The following is a 17,877-nucleotide window of genomic DNA, read 5'->3' as shown; positions in this document are numbered from 1 at the left end:
GTTTTTTGTATTCTGCACGCCGGATGGCGGCGTAACCGCCTTATCCAGCCTACGCAGACGTCAGTTCTCTGTAGGCCTGATAAGCGTAGCGCCTCAGGCAAATTGCTGGCACGTATTGAGGGCAGAATATGGGGTATTGCAGATGGACTTGGTGTTGGTGCTATATGAAGTGATGGTGGTGGGGGAAGGATGACTCAGCGCTGTGCGCTTCGCCCTTCGGGTCGTTGCCTGCGGCAACGCTTTCTCGCTACGCTCGAATCGAACCTTAGTCGAAGCTTCTCATCCTTCCCGGCAGGGTAGAATATAAAGCACTGAGATATGATTTAGTAAAGTCTTACAGGAGAAGATGGTGGTGGGGGAAGGATTCGAACCTTCGAAGTCGATGACGGCAGATTTACAGTCTGCTCCCTTTGGCCGCTCGGGAACCCCACCAGGGGTAATTCAAATTGTAGGTAAAGCTTGAGGATGGTGGTGGGGGAAGGATTATTCGTCGCTTCGCTCCTCACCCTTCGGGCCGTTGCCGCTGGCAACGTTCTCTCGCTTTCGCTCGAGTCGAACCTTAATCGAAGATTCTCACCCTTCCCAGTAAGTGCAAACTTCAGCATAGCTTATTGGGGGTACTACATCGCTGTAGTGAATAATGGTGGTGGGGGAAGGATTCGAACCTTCGAAGTCGATGACGGCAGATTTACAGTCTGCTCCCTTTGGCCGCTCGGGAACCCCACCACGGGGTAATGCTATGTTACTGGCCTGCTTCCTTTGGAAGCGGGGCGCATCATATCAAATGATGCGCCCCTGTAAAGCATTCCGTTGATAAAAAAGAACTGGTTGCCTGATTTTTACGCGTAAAGATGTAAAGGTAACCAATAAAATTATCAATCGATTACAGAATAATCGTTCGGTTACCGTAAACAAAGACACGCTGCGCGAGAACCTGATACAGCGCGCGGCTTAATACGTTTTTTTCAACGTCACGACCGGCACGCATCATATCCTCTGCGGTATAGGTATGATCCACATGAATCACGTCCTGCATGATGATCGGACCTTCATCGAGGTTATCATTCACATAATGCGCCGTCGCACCGATGATCTTCACACCGCGGTCATAGGCCTGATGGTACGGGCGAGCACCAATAAACGCTGGCAGGAATGAGTGGTGGATATTGATAATCTTATTCGGGAAGCGAGAAACAAATGTCGGCGTCAGGACACGCATATATTTTGCCAGCACGACATAGTCTGGCTGATGTGCGTCGATAGCATCGGCCATTTTCTGGTCATGTTCGTCACGCGTTAATCCTTCGTGGCTGACCAGCTCAAAAGGAATATCAAAACGCTCAACCAGGGAACGTAGCGTGTCGTGGTTGCCGATAACCGCGGCAATTTCAACATCCAGTCCGCCGTAATTGGCCTTCATTAACAGATCGCCCAAACAGTGGGCTTCTTTGGTGACTAAAATAACGATGCGGCGCCGTCCCGCAGGCGTAAGCTCGCGAATGGAACCTTCTGGTAGCGCGCTGTCCAGATCGGTCAGCAGTGTGACATCGTTAAAAATGCCTTCCAGCTCGGTGCGCATGAAAAAACGCCCGGTACGGTGGTCCACGAACTCATTGTTTTGCACGATGTTCAGTTCGTGCTTGTAACAGATGTTAGTAATGCGCGCGATCAGACCTTTTTGGTCCGGGCAAATTGTACGCAGCACTTTTCGTTGTAATGAATGCATTTGCAGCGGAGATCCTGTTGAGAATGTTTGCATAATTGATACTGTCGGGCGTTGATTAGCCGCAGCACTTTTTAAATTTTTTACCGGAGCCACAAGGGCAGGTATCGTTTCGTCCAATTTGCGGGCGTGTACCATCGATATAGTACCACTGACCGTTTTCTTTTAAAAAACGAGAGCGTTCGATAATTGCGCCTGTTTTTCCCTGTTCAGAAAACCGTGCGACAAAACTGACATAGCCGATATTGTCGGTTTCTGCCGTCTGCTGTTCAAAAACGGTCAGTCCCAGCCATTCGGTATGGGTAAATCCTGCAATAATGTCATCCCGGAAATCGGCGGCATGACAATCTGGATGCCAGGTTTTGATGAGGTAATCTGCGTCTTTCATCACAAAAGCACAGTAGCGAGAACGCATGAGATGTGACGGCGTAGGTGCTACTTGTGCACCGGACACATAACGGTAGCAACATAGGCTATACTCGACAGCGCTACCACAGGGACAAAGCTGAGACACAAAGTACTCCCTGGAATAAAAAAACGGCGTAAAAACGCCAGGGTGGCACTATGTTAACTGAGCCGTGGCGATGTTGCTACGTCTGCAAGCCAGGGGAAGTCTGTAGGTATAATGAGAAAAATAAAAATTGGGCTGGCGCTAGGTTCCGGCGCAGCACGCGGCTGGTCGCATATTGGTGTGATCAAAGCCCTGAAACACATGGGCATTGATATTGATATTGTGGCAGGGTGTTCCATTGGCTCACTGGTCGGAGCCGCCTACGCATGTAACAAACTCCCCGCGCTTGAACAGTGGGTTTGCTCCTTCAGTTACTGGGATGTTTTACGCCTGATGGATCTCTCGTGGCGCAGGGGCGGATTATTGCGCGGCGAACGGGTATTCAATCAGTATCGGAATGTCATGCCGGTAGAATCTATCGAACAATGCTCACGTCGTTTTGCTACTGTCGCAACCAATCTAAGTACGGGCCGTGAACTCTGGTTTACCGAAGGTGATTTGCATCTTGCCGTCCGTGCCTCCTGCAGTATTCCTGGCCTGATGTCACCTGTGGCACATAATGGTTATTGGCTGGTTGATGGCGCGGTGGTGAACCCTGTACCCGTCTCCCTGACGCGTGCGTTGGGGGCCGATATCGTTATTGCAGTCGACCTGCAACATGATGCGCACCTGATGCAACAGGATCTGCTCTCCTTCAACGTCAATAGTGAAACCGAATCGAACGATGATGATGAGCTGTCATGGCATGCCCGCCTGAAAGAACGTTTGAGCAACATTACGGCCCGGCGTGCAGTCACGGCACCTACGGCGATGGAGATCATGACGACCTCGATTCAGGTTCTGGAAAACCGTCTCAAGCGCAACCGTATGGCTGGAGATCCACCTGATATTCTGATTCAGCCGTTTTGTCCGCAAATATCTACGCTGGATTTCCATCGCGCCAGTGCTGCTATTGCTGCCGGGCAGTTAGCGGTCGAGAAGAAAATGGATGAGCTTCTGCCCCTGGTAAAAACCAACGTTTAACGCATTTTTCATCAACACTTAAGCAAATTCTGACAGGCGTGAGTTGCAATAGCATGCCACTATTTACTAAAGCCAGTCAGGGGGGAGAATATGACGCAGCCATTGGTCGGAAAACAGATTCTTATCGTTGAAGATGAGCCGGTATTTCGCTCGCTTCTGGATTCATGGTTTTCCTCTTTGGGAGCGACAACAGCAGTAGCGGGAGACGGGCTTGATGCGCTGGAGTTACTGGGGCGCTTCACCCCCGACCTGATGATTTGCGATCTCGCTATGCCGAGAATGAACGGCCTTAAACTGGTTGAGTATCTGCGTAATCGTGGCGATCAGACGCCGATTCTGGTGATCTCCGCAACGGAAAATATGGCCGATATTGCCAAAGCATTACGACTCGGTGTGGATGATGTTCTTTTAAAGCCCGTGAAGGACCTTAACCGCCTGCGAGAAACCGTTTTTGCGTGTCTTTATCCCAATATGTTTAATTCTCGTGTGGAAGAAGAAGAGCGGCTGTTTCGCGACTGGGATGCGATGGTGGGCGATCCTGCAGCTGCTGCAAAACTGTTGCAAGAATTGCAGCCCCCAGTGTCGCAGGTCATCTCGCATTGTCGGGTTAACTACCGCCAGTTGGTTGCCGCCGATCAGCCAGGGCTGGTACTGGATATTGCGCCGCTCTCAGACCATGATCTCGCGTTTTATTGTCTGGATGTGACAAGGGCCGGGGATAATGGCGTCCTGGCGGCATTACTACTGCGTGCGCTATTTAACGGTTTGCTACAGGAACAGTTGGCACATCAAAATCAACGATTGCCGGAGTTGGGTGCGTTATTGAAGCAGGTGAATCATTTACTGCGTCAGGCTAATTTACCAGGACAGTTTCCTTTGCTGGTGGGCTATTATCACAGCGGATTAAAAAACCTGATTTTGGTATCAGCAGGGCTGAATGCGACATTAAATACAGGTTCACATAATGTACAAATCAGTAATGGTGTTCCGCTGGGCACCTTAGGTAATGCGTATCTTAATCAACTGAGCCAGCGTAGTGAGTCCTGGCAATGCCAAATCTGGGGGGCAGGCGGTCGTTTGCGCCTGATGTTGTCTGCGGAATGAACAATTGACAGGTAGGGGAATCAAATTGGCTCACCTACTCACGCGGCGAGTGCTACTATCAGCGCCAGATTTATACGTATTTATCTTAATTATACCGACGCGCGTCCTTTTCAGACCTGAAGCTTACTGCGGTACTGATATACTCGGATGCGAAACAGATTGATGAACATGTTCAATACATGAACAGTCCAGGAGAGTTTTAAATGGCTGCCCTTAATTCAAAAGTCAAAAAGGCCGTTATCCCGGTTGCGGGATTAGGAACCAGGATGTTACCGGCTACGAAGGCAATCCCGAAAGAGATGCTACCGTTGGTTGATAAGCCATTAATTCAGTACGTCGTGAACGAATGTATTGCTGCGGGCATCACTGAAATTGTACTCGTGACTCACTCGTCTAAAAATTCAATTGAAAACCACTTTGATACCAGCTTTGAACTTGAAGCGATGCTTGAAAAGCGCGTAAAACGTCAGCTTCTGGAAGAAGTGCAATCTATTTGCCCTCCGCATGTCACTATTATGCAGGTGCGTCAGGGGTTGGCAAAAGGTCTGGGGCACGCGGTATTGTGTGCCCATCCGGTTGTTGGCGATGAACCCGTTGCGGTCATCCTGCCGGACGTTATTCTTGACGAATACGAATCTGATTTATCCCGTGACAACCTTGCTGAAATGATCCACCGTTTTGATGAAACAGGCAGCAGTCAGATTATGGTGGAGCCTGTAGCAGACGTAACGGCTTATGGCGTTGTTGATTGCAAGGGCGTTGAATTAACGCCTGGTGAAAGCGTACCGATGGTTGGCGTGGTAGAAAAACCGAAAGCAGACGTTGCGCCATCTAATCTGGCCGTTGTGGGGCGTTATGTTCTCAGTGCGGATATCTGGCCTCTGCTGGCAAAAACACCTCCGGGAGCAGGTGATGAAATTCAGCTGACTGACGCTATCGATATGCTGATCGAAAAAGAAACGGTAGAAGCCTATCACATGAAGGGTAAAAGCCATGACTGTGGTAATAAGCTGGGCTATATGCAGGCGTTTGTTGAATATGGTATTCGCCATAATACGCTTGGCGCTGAATTTAAAGCGTGGCTTGAAGATGAGATGGGTATTAAGAAGTAACCTCGCGGTATTATAAGGACAGAACGGCGCTGTTAATCCAGCGCCGTTTTTTTATACCTAATTTGGGTAGGGCGATGTGCGAAGTACGGGAAAAAAAAACCCCGCCAGTGGCGGGATTTTAAGCAAACTATTTCTGAATTATTCCTTGATCAGGAAATCGTCCAGTTGTTTACCTTGTTCTTCCATCGCTTTTTTGATCACAGCCGGTGTACGACCCTGGCCAGTCCAGGTTTTAGTTTCACCGTTTTCGTCAACGTAGCTATATTTAGCCGGACGCGCTGCGCGTTTAGCTTTGGTACCGGACTTAACCGCTGCCATGCTATTCAGCAGTTCGTTCGGATCGATACCATCAGCAATCAGCATTTCACGATATTGTTGCAGTTTACGAGTACGCTCTTCAACTTCAGCAGCCGCAGCGCTTTCTTCTTCGCGACGCTCGCTAACTACAACTTCTAATTTTTCCAGCATTTCTTCAAGCGTTTCCAGAGTACATTCTCTCGCCTGCGCACGAAGAGTACGGATGTTGTTCAGAATTTTAAGTGCTTCGCTCATTGTAGTAATCTCAAACTTATATTGGGGGTGGTTTGTTGAGCTAATAATAGAGCGATAAATTCAGTTGTGCAATAGCCAGGAATGTAAGGAATTCAAAATTGCTCTTTATTTAGTGTCTGTATTAATTGTTCTGTCTTAATTTTACGACGATGTCGGGCATAAAAAAGGCTTATTGGTATGCGGGCTTCATGGCAGCAGCGAGTAAAAATTCAAGATTCAGGTCACATTTCATGGTGTACAAATAGTATCTCTTTGCAGTGATTTCAACCTTTTGTATTAGTTTTGCTTACGGGAATCCCCTATTACAAGGTGGCTATCGTTAGATGCAATAACAATAAGGGCAGGGTTTCTTTATTGCGCGGTGATGATAAGTGACGTTGATGAATTTCAGGAGCACTATTTGTGAAAGAATGTGTATATACTCATCATACTTCAGGTTGTTTGTGCTTTGGCAGCGGACTTTCACTCTATCGTACACTTGAGAAAGTACTCAAGGACACTTCCGCGCAGCGGGGTATTTAGACGAAACAGGGCGATGTTCGCACGTTCTTTTATACATCCCGGATGTCACGCTGCACCGACATGTTTGTGAAATATGATACAATCCTGCCCATATTTATTTTCCCCGGTGAGGGCCGATACACAATGGCACAGCTTTATTTTTACTATTCTGCAATGAATGCAGGCAAGTCGACGGCATTGCTGCAATCTTCATACAATTATCAGGAACGTGGGATGCGTGCCGTTGTATATACAGCGGAAATTGATGACCGTTTTGGCGCGGGAAAAGTAAGTTCACGTATAGGCCTGTCGTCACCTGCAAAATTGTTTAACCAAAATTCATCATTGTTCGAGGAGATTCGTGCGGAGAATGCGCAGCAACGAATTCACTGCGTGCTGGTTGATGAGTCTCAGTTTCTGACGCGACAGCAGGTTTATGAATTATCAGAGGTTGTTGATCAACTGGATATTCCCGTGTTGTGTTATGGCTTACGCACTGATTTTCGTGGTGAACTCTTCGGTGGTAGCGAATACCTGCTTGCATGGTCAGATAAGCTGGTTGAATTAAAAACTATTTGTTTCTGTGGCCGTAAGGCCAGCATGGTATTACGCCTTGATCAGGCCGGAAGACCTTATAACGAAGGAGAGCAGGTCGTTATAGGCGGAAATGAACGCTATGTATCGGTGTGCCGCAAGCATTATAAGGAAGCACAGTCTGAAGGCTCTCTGACGGCCATTCAGGAACGTCACAGCCACGATTAACCCTCCTCTGTTCTCCTGCTGAGTTAAAATCGCAGGGTAGGCCTCTGTTTTAGCCAGAAGCGATACCCTGCGTATTGCCTTCTGGTGCCACTTTCACACCTATTTCCCTTACGCCTTTTCACCTCGGTGGCTGGCGTCTGCATAGTCTGATTTTCGCTGAGTATGGCAAAAAAAAACGGCCCCAAAGGGCCGTTTATGAAGATACTAAAACTTATGTGAGTGCATTAAGCGGATTTTTTCGCTTTTTTCTCTGCTTTAGGCGCTGCTGCTGGCTCAGTTTTAGCAGCAGTTTCACCTTCGCTATACTCACGACCGTAGTAAGTATCCAGCAGGATCTGTTTGAGTTCAGAAATCAGCGGGTAACGCGGGTTAGCACCGGTGCACTGGTCGTCAAACGCATCCTCAGACAGTTTGTCGACGTGTGCCAGGAAGTCAGCTTCCTGAACGCCAGCTTCACGGATAGATTTAGGAATACCCAGTTCAGCTTTGATTTCTTCCAGCCATGCCAGCAGTTTCTGGATTTTAGCCGCAGTACGGTCGCCCGGTGCGCTTAAACCCAGATGGTCTGCGATTTCGGCGTAGCGACGACGAGCTTGCGGACGATCATACTGGCTGAAAGCAGTCTGTTTAGTCGGGTTGTCGTTCGCGTTATAACGAATGACGTTGCTGATCAGCAGGGCGTTCGCCAGACCGTGAGGAATGTGGAACTGAGAACCCAGCTTGTGCGCCATTGAGTGACATACACCCAGGAAGGCGTTAGCAAACGCAATACCGGCGATGGTTGCGGCACTGTGAACACGCTCGCGCGCTACCGGGTTCTTAGAACCTTCATGGTAGGACGCAGGCAGGTTTTCTTTCAGCAGTTTCAGCGCTTGCAGAGCCTGACCGTCAGAGAATTCAGATGCCAGTACGGAAACGTAAGCTTCCAGAGCGTGAGTCACCGCATCCAGACCACCGAATGCACACAGTGATTTCGGCATATCCATAACCAGGTTGGCATCGACAATTGCCATGTCTGGGGTCAATGCGTAGTCAGCCAGCGGGTATTTCTGACCCGTTGCATCGTCGGTAACAACCGCAAACGGAGTCACTTCAGAACCAGTACCGGAAGTGGTGGTGACGGCGATCATTTTCGCTTTCACGCCCATTTTCGGGAACTTATAGATACGTTTACGGATGTCCATAAAGCGCAGCGCCAGCTCTTCGAAATGGGTTTCCGGATGTTCGTACATCACCCACATGATTTTCGCGGCGTCCATCGGGGAACCACCGCCCAGTGCGATGATAACGTCAGGCTTGAAGGAGTTAGCCAGCTCAGCACCTTTACGAACAACGGTCAGAGTCGGGTCAGCTTCAACTTCAAAGAACACTTCGGTTTCAACGCCGGCTGCTTTCAGAACGGAGGTGATCTGGTCTGCATAACCGTTGTTAAACAGGAAGCGGTCGGTCACGATCAGAGCACGTTTGTGACCATCGGTAATCACTTCATCCAGCGCGATTGGCAGTGAGCCACGACGGAAGTAGATAGATTTCGGAAGTTTGTGCCACAACATGTTTTCAGCTCGCTTAGCAACGGTTTTCTTGTTGATCAGGTGCTTAGGACCAACGTTTTCAGAGATGGAGTTACCACCCCAGGAACCACAACCCAGAGTCAGGGAAGGTGCGAGCTTAAAGTTGTACAGGTCGCCGATACCACCCTGTGAAGCCGGGGTGTTAATCAGGATACGCGCAGTTTTCATCATCTGACCGAAGTAAGCAACGCGTTCTGGTTGGTTGTCCTGGTCAGTGTACAGGCAAGAAGTGTGGCCGATACCACCCATCGCAACCAGTTTCTCTGCTTTGTCTACCGCATCTTCGAAATCTTTCGCACGGTACATCGCCAGCGTCGGGGACAGTTTTTCGTGAGCAAACGGCTCGCTTTCATCAACAACTTTCACTTCACCGATCAGGATCTTAGTTGTTTCCGGAACCGAGAAGCCTGCCAGTTCAGCAATTTTATATGCCGGCTGACCAACGATAGCGGCGTTCAGTGCGCCATTTTTCAGGATAACGTCCTGAACAGCTTTCAGCTCTTTACCCTGCAGCATGTAGCCGCCGTGGCTAGCGAAACGTTCACGAACTGCATCGTATACAGAGTCAACAACAACAACGGACTGTTCAGAAGCACAGATTACGCCGTTATCGAAGGTTTTAGACATCAGAACAGAAGCAACCGCGCGCTTAATATCCGCAGTTTCGTCAATAACAACCGGGGTGTTACCTGCACCTACACCGATTGCTGGTTTACCGGAGCTGTATGCTGCTTTAACCATGCCTGGGCCGCCGGTCGCAAGGATCAGGTTGATGTCCGGGTGATGCATCAGAGCATTAGACAGTTCAACGGAAGGTTGATCGATCCAGCCGATCAGGTCTTTCGGTGCGCCAGCAGCGATAGCAGCCTGCAGAACGATGTCAGCCGCTTTGTTAGTGGCATCTTTAGCACGCGGATGTGGAGAGAAGATGATGGCGTTACGCGTCTTCAGGCTGATCAGCGATTTGAAGATAGCAGTAGATGTCGGGTTAGTGGTCGGAACGATACCGCAGATGATACCAATCGGTTCAGCGATGGTGATAGTACCGAAAGTGTCGTCTTCAGACAGAACACCACAGGTCTTTTCATCTTTATAAGCGTTGTAAATGTATTCGGAAGCAAAGTGGTTTTTGATCACTTTGTCTTCGACGATGCCCATGCCGGATTCGGCAACGGCCATTTTCGCGAGAGGGATTCGAGCGTCTGCGGCTGCCAGAGCGGCGGCGCGGAAGATTTTGTCAACCTGTTCTTGAGTGAAACTGGCATATTCACGCTGGGCTTTTTTTACGCGCTCTACAAGTGCGTTAAGTTCAGCGACATTAGTAACAGCCATAATGCTCTCCTGATAATGTTAAACTTTTTTAGTAAATCATCTGCTCGATACGAGAGTATAGACAGACCGACGAAAAATTGTATAACGGTTTGAAAATCAAACGGTTAATTAACGTCCACTTTACTTTGATTTACTAAAAGAGCTTATGCGTTAGCGTCATTTAACTCTAACGCGTTACCTCCAGGTGGCGTAAGCAAGATTACTCACTTCTGAGTAGTAATTGCGTGATCTGGATCAAATTTCCGCAAAGCTGACACCTTTCAGCAGACCCTTTTAGCGTTTCTTGGTAAGTGTTAAAAAATTGATGTAATGAATGAGGTTAACATTAGCATATTTAATACATATTAATAACACGGAGTAATGGTAGCGTATTTACGTAGATATACGCAGATAGCAGGTGAAGTATGCTGACAAAAGGCGTATCTTCAGCGCGGATTTCATCAATTTTATGACTCATTTTATCCGGCTAACGCTTCGGAGCTAACCGTGATCCATACGCTATTCGATTTTCCTGTTTATTTTAAATTTTTCATTGGGTTATTTGCATTGGTCAACCCGGTAGGGATCATCCCTGTCTTTATCAGCATGACCAGCTACCAGACCGCTGCCGCACGCAATAAAACCAACCTTACGGCAAACCTGTCGGTTGCTATCATTCTGTGGATCTCTCTGTTTCTGGGGGATGGAATTCTGCAATTGTTTGGTATCTCAATTGATTCGTTCAGGATTGCCGGTGGTATCCTGGTCGTGACTATCGCGATGTCGATGATCAGCGGAAAACTTGGGGAAGATAAGCAAAACAAGCAGGAAAAGTCGGAGACGGCGATACGCGAGAGCATTGGCGTTGTCCCGTTAGCGCTGCCGTTAATGGCGGGACCGGGGGCAATAAGCTCAACGATCGTCTGGGGCACGCGTTACCATAGTGCTATTAATCTGTTCGGCTTTTTCGTGGCGATTGCGCTGTTTGCGCTGTGCTGTTGGGGATTGTTTCGTATGGCGCCGTGGTTAGTTCGCCTGCTGGGCCAAACGGGCATCAACGTCATTACGCGTATTATGGGGTTGTTACTCATGGCGTTGGGCATTGAGTTCATTGTGACCGGGATCAAATCCATTTTCCCGGGCTTACTTGCCTGAATCCACCGAATCAATATAAACGGAGCTGCTTCCAGGCTCCGTTTCCCACCATTATCAGTAATACTTCTCACTAAAGTTGAAACGCGCCATAGCAGTAATAAAAGATGCTGATAGCCACTGCATTTTTATGTATTGATTTTCAACACAATTATCTTTTCAGCAGAACAGATGAACCAGGGCAGCATTGTTATTTTATTAACATCATACTCTTGGGCTTGCTGAAGGATTATCGAAATGTTATTAGTTATTTCAGCACCTAATTTAGATGAATGTGCTAATTAATAACCAATTGTTAAATTTATGTGCATTTTGACGTCTCTTCGATGCCGGACAGGGCGATGAGTCGAGTGTCTCACGTAACGCATTGAATTAATTGATTTTATCGTTAAAAAATTGCCGTATCAATGCTTTTGTTGTGCGTTTTTTTTCGATAAAAGAGAATTGGTTAACAAATCTGTAAAATGTATTGGCGGTGAAGAAACGCATTTGATACTTTCCGGCCAGGTATTTAGCAGAAGATTTCACGTTGATGAGAATAATTTTCATTTGATCTCTCTCAACAGGGTAATAGCGTGCTTCCGGCAGGGGAGGCACGTAGATAATCGACGCAAGGCGATCAAACGAATCGCCAGAATAAATAAAGTCGGTGATAGCGAGCAGTAAACAAAAAAACACCTGACGGCAGAAAATCTCCGGTGTCGTACAGGGATCCTGACAGGATTAACAGTCTGGTTATAAAACCAGCCATAATAATGAGGGAGTACAAACACAATGACTAACATCACTAAAAAAAGTTTAGTAGCTGCGGGGATCCTAACTGCGCTAATCGCTGGAAATGTTGCTACAGCAGCAGTGGTACCAGCAGGCGTTCAGTTGGCTGAGAAGCAGACTCTGGTGCGTAATAATGGTTCGGAAGTTCAGTCACTCGATCCGCATAAAATCGAAGGTGTACCGGAATCCAACATTAGCCGTGATTTATTTGAAGGTTTATTAATCAGTGACGTTGATGGCAAACCATCGCCGGGTGTGGCTGATAAATGGGAAAATAAAGATTTTAAAGTCTGGACATTCCATCTGCGTAAAGACGCTAAATGGTCTGACGGAACGCCTGTTACCGCACAAGATTTCGTCTATAGCTGGCAACGTCTGGCGAACCCCAATACTGCTTCACCGTACGCCAGCTATTTACAGTACGGACATATTGTCAATATTGATGACATCATCGCTGGTAAGAAGCCAGTTACCGATCTCGGTGTAAAAGCGATTGATGACCATACCTTTGAAGTGACTCTGAGTGAACCTGTTCCTTATTTCTACAAACTCCTTGTGCACTCTTCTCTTTCCCCTGTGCCTAAAGCCGTGGTGGAAAAATTCGGTGAAAAATGGACCCAGCCCGCTAACATCGTTTCTAACGGCTCTTATAAACTGAAAGACTGGGTTGTCAACGAGCGTATTGTACTTGAGCGTAATACTCACTACTGGGACAACGCGAAAACCATTATTAACCAGGTCACATACCTGCCAATTTCTTCTGAAGTGACTGACGTGAACCGCTATCGCAGCGGTGAAATCGACATGACCTATAACAACATGCCGATTGAGTTATTCCAGAAACTGAAAAAAGAGATCCCGAACGAAGTTCACGTTGATCCTTATCTGTGCACCTACTATTACGAAATTAACAACCAAAAAGCACCGTTCAACGATGTTCGTGTACGTACCGCCCTGAAGCTGGCGCTGGATCGTGACATCATCGTCAACAAAGTGAAAAACCAGGGCGATCTGCCCGCCTATAGCTTTACCCCGCCGTATACTGATGGCGCTAAACTGGTTGAGCCAGAGTGGTTCAAGTGGTCACAGGAAAAACGTAACGAAGAGGCGAAAAAACTGCTGGCCGAAGCTGGTTTTACCGCGGATAAACCGTTGACCTTTGATCTGCTGTATAACACCTCCGATCTGCACAAGAAGCTGGCTATCGCTGCGGCATCCATCTGGAAGAAAAATCTGGGTGCGAATGTGAAGCTGGAAAATCAGGAGTGGAAGACGTTCCTCGATACGCGTCATCAGGGTAACTATGATGTTTCACGCGCAGGCTGGTGTGCGGATTATAACGAACCGACGTCTTTCCTGAATATGGTACTGTCCGATAGCTCCAACAACACCGTCCACTATAAGAGCCCTGCATTTGACAAGTTGATTGCTGATACCCTGAAAGCAACTGATGATGCTCAGCGCAGTGAACTGTATTCGCAAGCAGAACAGCTGCTGGATAAAGACTCTGCAATTGTACCGGTGTTCTACTACGTCAACGCCCGTCTGGTGAAACCTTGGGTAGGCGGATACTCCGGTAAAGACCCGATGGATAATATCCACGTTAAAGACTTGTATATTATCAAGCATTAATGGCAAGACGTGGGGCGATTAAGGTTGCCCTACAGTGTCTTTTTCTTCGAACTATAAATACCTCTTTAGACAAAGAGAGGTATACCCTAAATAATTCACGTTGCAGGAAGGCGGCAACGCAGCGAATCGCCAGGAGCTTACTTAAGTAAGTGACTGGCGTGAGCGAGCAAAGCCAAGGCACCTGCAGCTTGAAGTATGACGGGTATAAAGGCACACGCCAGAAGGTACGGGCAATGTTGAAATTTATATTACGCCGCTGTCTGGAAGCGATTCCGACACTATTTATTCTTATTACGATTTCATTCTTTATGATGCGTCTTGCGCCGGGAAGTCCTTTCACCGGAGAGCGCGCCTTACCGCCAGAAGTTCTGGCGAATATTGAAGCGAAATACCATCTTAATGATCCGATCTCAACGCAGTACTTTAGCTATCTGAAACAGCTGGCGCACGGTGATTTTGGACCATCCTTTAAATATAAAGACTACACCGTTAATGACCTGGTCGCGTCAAGCTTTCCGGTTTCCGCGAAGCTGGGGGCTGCGGCCTTTATTCTGGCGGTGGTGATCGGTGTTAGTGCGGGCGTAATCGCCGCGTTGAAGCAAAACACGCGTTGGGATTATACGGTTATGGGGGTGGCGATGACCGGGGTGGTGATCCCCAGTTTTGTCGTTGCCCCCTTATTAGTCATGATATTTGCGATCACACTGAAATGGCTACCCGGTGGCGGTTGGAACGGTGGGGCGCTGAAATTTATGATCCTGCCCATGGTGGCGCTATCCCTGGCCTATATTGCCAGTATTGCGCGTATTACCCGCGGCTCGATGATTGAAGTGCTGCACTCTAACTTTATTCGGACCGCGCGTGCTAAAGGGTTGCCGATGCGACGGATTATTTTCCGCCATGCGTTAAAACCTGCGCTGTTGCCGGTGTTGTCCTATATGGGGCCCGCGTTTGTCGGCATCATTACCGGTTCGATGGTTATTGAAACTATCTATGGTTTACCGGGGATTGGGCAGTTGTTTGTGAATGGCGCATTAAACCGCGATTACTCGCTGGTACTGAGCCTGACTATTCTGGTTGGCGCGCTGACCATCGTGTTTAACGCGATTGTCGATGTGCTGTATGCCGTAATCGACCCGAAAATCCGTTACTGATACTGGAGCTCGCTATGATGTTAAGTAAGAAAAACAGCGAAGCGCTGGAGAATTTCAGTGAGAAGCTGGAGGTCGAAGGCCGCAGCCTGTGGCAGGACGCTCGTCGACGCTTTATGCATAACCGAGCGGCAGTAGCCAGCCTCGTGGTACTGGTGATTATTGCGCTGTTTGTGACGTTGGCACCCATGTTATCGCAGTTTACCTACTTCGATACTGACTGGGGCATGATGTCCAGCGCGCCTGATACGGAGTCTGGGCACTATTTTGGCACTGACTCATCTGGCCGTGATCTGCTGGTGAGGGTGGCGATTGGTGGACGGATCTCGTTGATGGTGGGGATTGCTGCGGCGCTGGTGGCGGTGATTGTGGGCACGCTGTACGGTTCACTGTCGGGTTACCTGGGCGGCAAAATCGACTCTGTGATGATGCGTCTGCTGGAAATCCTTAACTCCTTCCCGTTCATGTTCTTCGTTATTCTGTTGGTTACCTTCTTTGGGCAAAACATCCTGTTAATCTTTGTGGCGATTGGGATGGTCTCCTGGCTGGATATGGCGCGTATCGTTCGTGGCCAGACGCTGAGCCTGAAGCGCAAAGAGTTTATTGAAGCAGCCCAGGTCGGTGGGGTATCTACCGTGCGCATCGTTATCCGCCATATTGTGCCAAACGTACTCGGTGTGGTGGTGGTCTACGCCTCATTGCTGGTTCCCAGCATGATCCTGTTTGAATCGTTCCTGAGCTTCCTGGGACTTGGCACACAAGAGCCGCTAAGTAGCTGGGGCGCACTGCTCAGCGATGGTGCCAACTCGATGGAAGTATCACCATGGTTACTGCTGTTTCCGGCAGGGTTCCTGGTGGTGACGCTATTTTGTTTTAACTTTATTGGCGATGGCCTGCGTGATGCCCTCGACCCGAAAGACCGTTAAGGAGTGCCGCCATGAGCGTAATTGAGACCTCAACCGCGCCGCTCGCGCAACAACAGGCTAACGCACTGCTAAACGTTACCGATCTGCGTGTGACGTTTGCCACCCCAGATGGTGATGTTACTGCAGTAAACGATTTAAACTTTTCACTACGCGCCGGGGAAACGCTGGGTATTGTTGGTGAGTCTGGTTCAGGTAAGTCGCAGACTGCATTTGCCTTGATGGGCCTGCTGGCCGCAAATGGCCGGATTGGCGGCTCCGCTACATTCAACGGTCGTGAGATCCTGAACTTACCGGAGCGTGAGCTGAACAAGCTACGCGCCGAGCAAATCTCGATGATCTTCCAGGATCCCATGACCTCTCTGAATCCGTATATGCGGGTCGGCGAACAGTTAATGGAAGTTCTGATGCTACACAAAGGTATGAGCAAAGCGGAAGCCTTTGAAGAATCAGTCAGGATGCTGGATGCGGTGAAAATGCCGGAAGCGCGTAAGCGTATGAAAATGTATCCGCATGAATTCTCCGGCGGGATGCGGCAACGTGTGATGATCGCCATGGCGCTGCTGTGCAGGCCAAAGTTACTGATTGCCGATGAACCCACTACTGCGCTGGATGTCACGGTTCAGGCGCAAATCATGACGCTGCTGAATGAACTGAAAAGTGAATTCAATACCGCAATTATTATGATTACTCACGACCTCGGTGTTGTTGCTGGTATTTGCGACAAGGTGTTGGTGATGTATGCCGGACGCACGATGGAATATGGTAGTGCGCGTGATGTCTTTTATAAGCCGGTTCATCCGTATTCGATTGGCCTGCTTAATGCCGTCCCGCGTCTGGATGCCGAAGGGGAAGAAATGCTGACTATCCCGGGTAATCCGCCGAATCTGTTGCGTTTACCGAAAGGCTGCCCGTTCCAGCCCCGTTGCCCGCATGCCATGGAAATCTGTAACAGTGCTCCGCCACTGGAAGAGTTTAGTCCGGGCCGTCTGCGCGCCTGCTTTAAACCGGTGGAGGAACTGGTATGAATGCGGTAACCGAACAACGAAAAGTACTCCTCGAAATTGCCGATCTGAAAGTCCATTTCGACATCAAAGATGGTAAACAGTGGTTCTGGCAACCGTCGAAAACGCTGAAAGCCGTTGATGGCGTGACCCTACGTCTGTATGAGGGCGAAACATTAGGCGTAGTGGGGGAATCGGGTTGCGGGAAATCGACGTTTGCGCGTGCGATTATCGGTCTGGTAAAAGCGACTGATGGTAAAGTCGCCTGGCTCGGCAAAGATTTGCTTGGCATGAAACCCGATGAGTGGCGGGCAGTGCGCAGTGACATCCAGATGATTTTCCAGGATCCGCTGGCATCGTTAAACCCGCGTATGACCATCGGTGAAATTATCGCCGAACCGCTGCGGACTTATCACCCGAATCTGCCTGGGCAGGAAGTCCGTGACCGCGTAAAGGCGATGATGATGAAAGTGGGGTTACTGCCTAACCTGATTAACCGCTACCCGCACGAGTTTTCCGGTGGGCAGTGCCAGCGTATTGGTATTGCTCGCGCGTTGATCCTTGAGCCGAAGCTGATAATTTGTGATGAGCCTGTATCCGCGCTGGATGTGTCGATTCAGGCGCAGGTTGTTAACCTGTTGCAGCAATTACAGCGTGAGATGGGCTTATCATTAATCTTCATTGCCCATGACCTGGCAGTGGTTAAGCATATTTCCGATCGTGTGCTGGTGATGTATCTCGGACATGCGGTGGAGTTGGGGACCTATGACGAGGTGTACCATAATCCGCTGCATCCCTATACCAAAGCACTAATGTCAGCGGTGCCAATTCCCGATCCTGATATGGAGAGGAACAAGGTTATCCAACTGCTGGAAGGTGAGTTACCCTCCCCGATTAATCCGCCTTCGGGGTGTGTGTTCCGCACACGTTGTCCGATCGCCGGCCCAGAATGCGCGAAAACGCGTCCTGTACTTGAAGGGAGTTTCCGACACGCGGTTTCCTGCTTAAAAGTAGACCCGCTATAATCGAGAGGGCTGACACACTGTCAGCCCTTCTTTTTGGTGAGGTAAA

Annotated in this window: 14 protein-coding genes, 2 tRNA genes and 2 other RNA genes; 10 read left to right on the top strand and 8 right to left on the bottom strand. The window is 48.8% G+C overall.

Annotation, left to right across the window (positions count from 1 at the left end):
• Window positions 1-173: 173 nt before the first annotated feature.
• From FDX24_RS04180 to FDX24_RS04155, 6 genes are all read right to left on the bottom strand, one after another.
• A non-coding RNA gene (locus tag FDX24_RS04180) (RtT sRNA) lies at window positions 174-304 on the bottom strand.
• Between the two features lie 43 nt (window positions 305-347).
• Window positions 348-432: transfer RNA gene (locus FDX24_RS04175), tRNA-Tyr, on the bottom strand.
• Between the two features lie 34 nt (window positions 433-466).
• A non-coding RNA gene (locus FDX24_RS04170) (RtT sRNA) lies at window positions 467-598 on the bottom strand.
• 43 nt (window positions 599-641) lie between these two features.
• Window positions 642-726 (bottom strand) — tRNA-Tyr (locus FDX24_RS04165).
• A 157-nt stretch (window positions 727-883) separates the two neighbouring features.
• Window positions 884-1,726 carry a formyltetrahydrofolate deformylase gene (gene purU, locus FDX24_RS04160; protein ID WP_048211473.1) on the bottom strand — a complete coding sequence of 281 codons (843 nt, stop codon included), beginning with the start codon at window positions 1,724-1,726 and terminating at the stop codon, window positions 884-886.
• Window positions 1,727-1,781: 55 nt separating this feature from the next.
• Window positions 1,782-2,237, bottom strand: a complete 456-nt coding sequence (locus FDX24_RS04155; RefSeq protein WP_061068013.1) for a YchJ family protein — start codon at window positions 2,235-2,237, stop codon at window positions 1,782-1,784.
• 111 nt (window positions 2,238-2,348) lie between these two features.
• On the opposite strand from FDX24_RS04155, the gene rssA reads away from it, so the two are divergent.
• From rssA to galU, 3 genes are all read left to right on the top strand, one after another.
• Window positions 2,349-3,257, top strand: a complete 909-nt coding sequence (gene rssA, locus FDX24_RS04150) for a patatin-like phospholipase RssA (RefSeq protein ID WP_048211475.1) — start codon at window positions 2,349-2,351, stop codon at window positions 3,255-3,257.
• Window positions 3,258-3,347: 90 nt separating this feature from the next.
• The gene (gene rssB / locus FDX24_RS04145) at window positions 3,348-4,361 is read left to right on the top strand and encodes a two-component system response regulator RssB (RefSeq protein WP_061068012.1); all 1,014 of its coding nucleotides are present in this window, start codon (window positions 3,348-3,350) and stop codon (window positions 4,359-4,361) included.
• A gap of 203 nt (window positions 4,362-4,564) precedes the next feature.
• Window positions 4,565-5,473, top strand: a complete 909-nt coding sequence (gene galU / locus FDX24_RS04140) for a UTP--glucose-1-phosphate uridylyltransferase GalU (protein WP_045443617.1) — start codon at window positions 4,565-4,567, stop codon at window positions 5,471-5,473.
• A 138-nt stretch (window positions 5,474-5,611) separates the two neighbouring features.
• On the opposite strand, the gene hns is transcribed toward galU, so the two are convergent.
• A complete protein-coding gene (hns, locus tag FDX24_RS04135) occupies window positions 5,612-6,025 on the bottom strand; it encodes a histone-like nucleoid-structuring protein H-NS (protein ID WP_003020723.1) in 414 nt (137 codons plus the stop codon).
• Between the two features lie 645 nt (window positions 6,026-6,670).
• Here hns and tdk point away from each other — a divergent pair.
• Window positions 6,671-7,288 carry a thymidine kinase gene (gene tdk / locus FDX24_RS04130; RefSeq protein ID WP_005126397.1) on the top strand — a complete coding sequence of 206 codons (618 nt, stop codon included), beginning with the start codon at window positions 6,671-6,673 and terminating at the stop codon, window positions 7,286-7,288.
• 224 nt (window positions 7,289-7,512) lie between these two features.
• Here the strand turns inward: tdk and adhE are convergent, their stop codons facing one another.
• Window positions 7,513-10,191, bottom strand: coding sequence for a bifunctional acetaldehyde-CoA/alcohol dehydrogenase (gene adhE, locus FDX24_RS04125; protein ID WP_115601914.1), 2,679 nt, complete (start codon window positions 10,189-10,191; stop codon window positions 7,513-7,515).
• A 486-nt stretch (window positions 10,192-10,677) separates the two neighbouring features.
• On the opposite strand from adhE, the gene ychE reads away from it, so the two are divergent.
• The 6 genes from ychE (at window position 10,678) to oppF (ending at window position 17,831) form a co-directional block, all read left to right on the top strand.
• A complete protein-coding gene (ychE, locus tag FDX24_RS04120; RefSeq protein WP_048211478.1) occupies window positions 10,678-11,325 on the top strand; it encodes an NAAT family transporter YchE in 648 nt (215 codons plus the stop codon).
• 771 nt (window positions 11,326-12,096) lie between these two features.
• Window positions 12,097-13,728, top strand: coding sequence for an oligopeptide ABC transporter substrate-binding protein OppA (gene oppA / locus FDX24_RS04115; RefSeq protein WP_137363867.1), 1,632 nt, complete (start codon window positions 12,097-12,099; stop codon window positions 13,726-13,728).
• A 233-nt stretch (window positions 13,729-13,961) separates the two neighbouring features.
• On the top strand, window positions 13,962-14,882 hold the full coding sequence (gene oppB, locus FDX24_RS04110) for an oligopeptide ABC transporter permease OppB (protein WP_005126405.1): 921 nt from the start codon (window positions 13,962-13,964) through the stop codon (window positions 14,880-14,882).
• Between the two features lie 14 nt (window positions 14,883-14,896).
• Window positions 14,897-15,805 (top strand): oligopeptide ABC transporter permease OppC, encoded by a 909-nt coding sequence (gene oppC / locus FDX24_RS04105; RefSeq protein WP_115601916.1) that lies wholly within the window; start codon window positions 14,897-14,899, stop codon window positions 15,803-15,805.
• An 11-nt stretch (window positions 15,806-15,816) separates the two neighbouring features.
• Window positions 15,817-16,830: a murein tripeptide/oligopeptide ABC transporter ATP-binding protein OppD gene (oppD, locus tag FDX24_RS04100; RefSeq protein ID WP_005126407.1), complete on the top strand. Its 1,014-nt coding sequence runs from the start codon at window positions 15,817-15,819 to the stop codon at window positions 16,828-16,830.
• Entirely contained in the window at window positions 16,827-17,831 is a 1,005-nt protein-coding gene (gene oppF, locus FDX24_RS04095) for a murein tripeptide/oligopeptide ABC transporter ATP-binding protein OppF (protein ID WP_048211482.1), read from the top strand. Before oppD ends, oppF begins: the two co-directional genes overlap by 4 nt.
• Window positions 17,832-17,877: the final 46 nt, after the last annotated feature.

Origin of the sequence: Citrobacter sp. wls716 (assembly GCF_005280975.1) — a bacterium.
GTDB classification, from domain to species: Bacteria; Pseudomonadota; Gammaproteobacteria; order Enterobacterales; family Enterobacteriaceae; genus Citrobacter; species Citrobacter youngae.
This window is presented reverse-complemented; position numbering and strand designations above follow the sequence as displayed.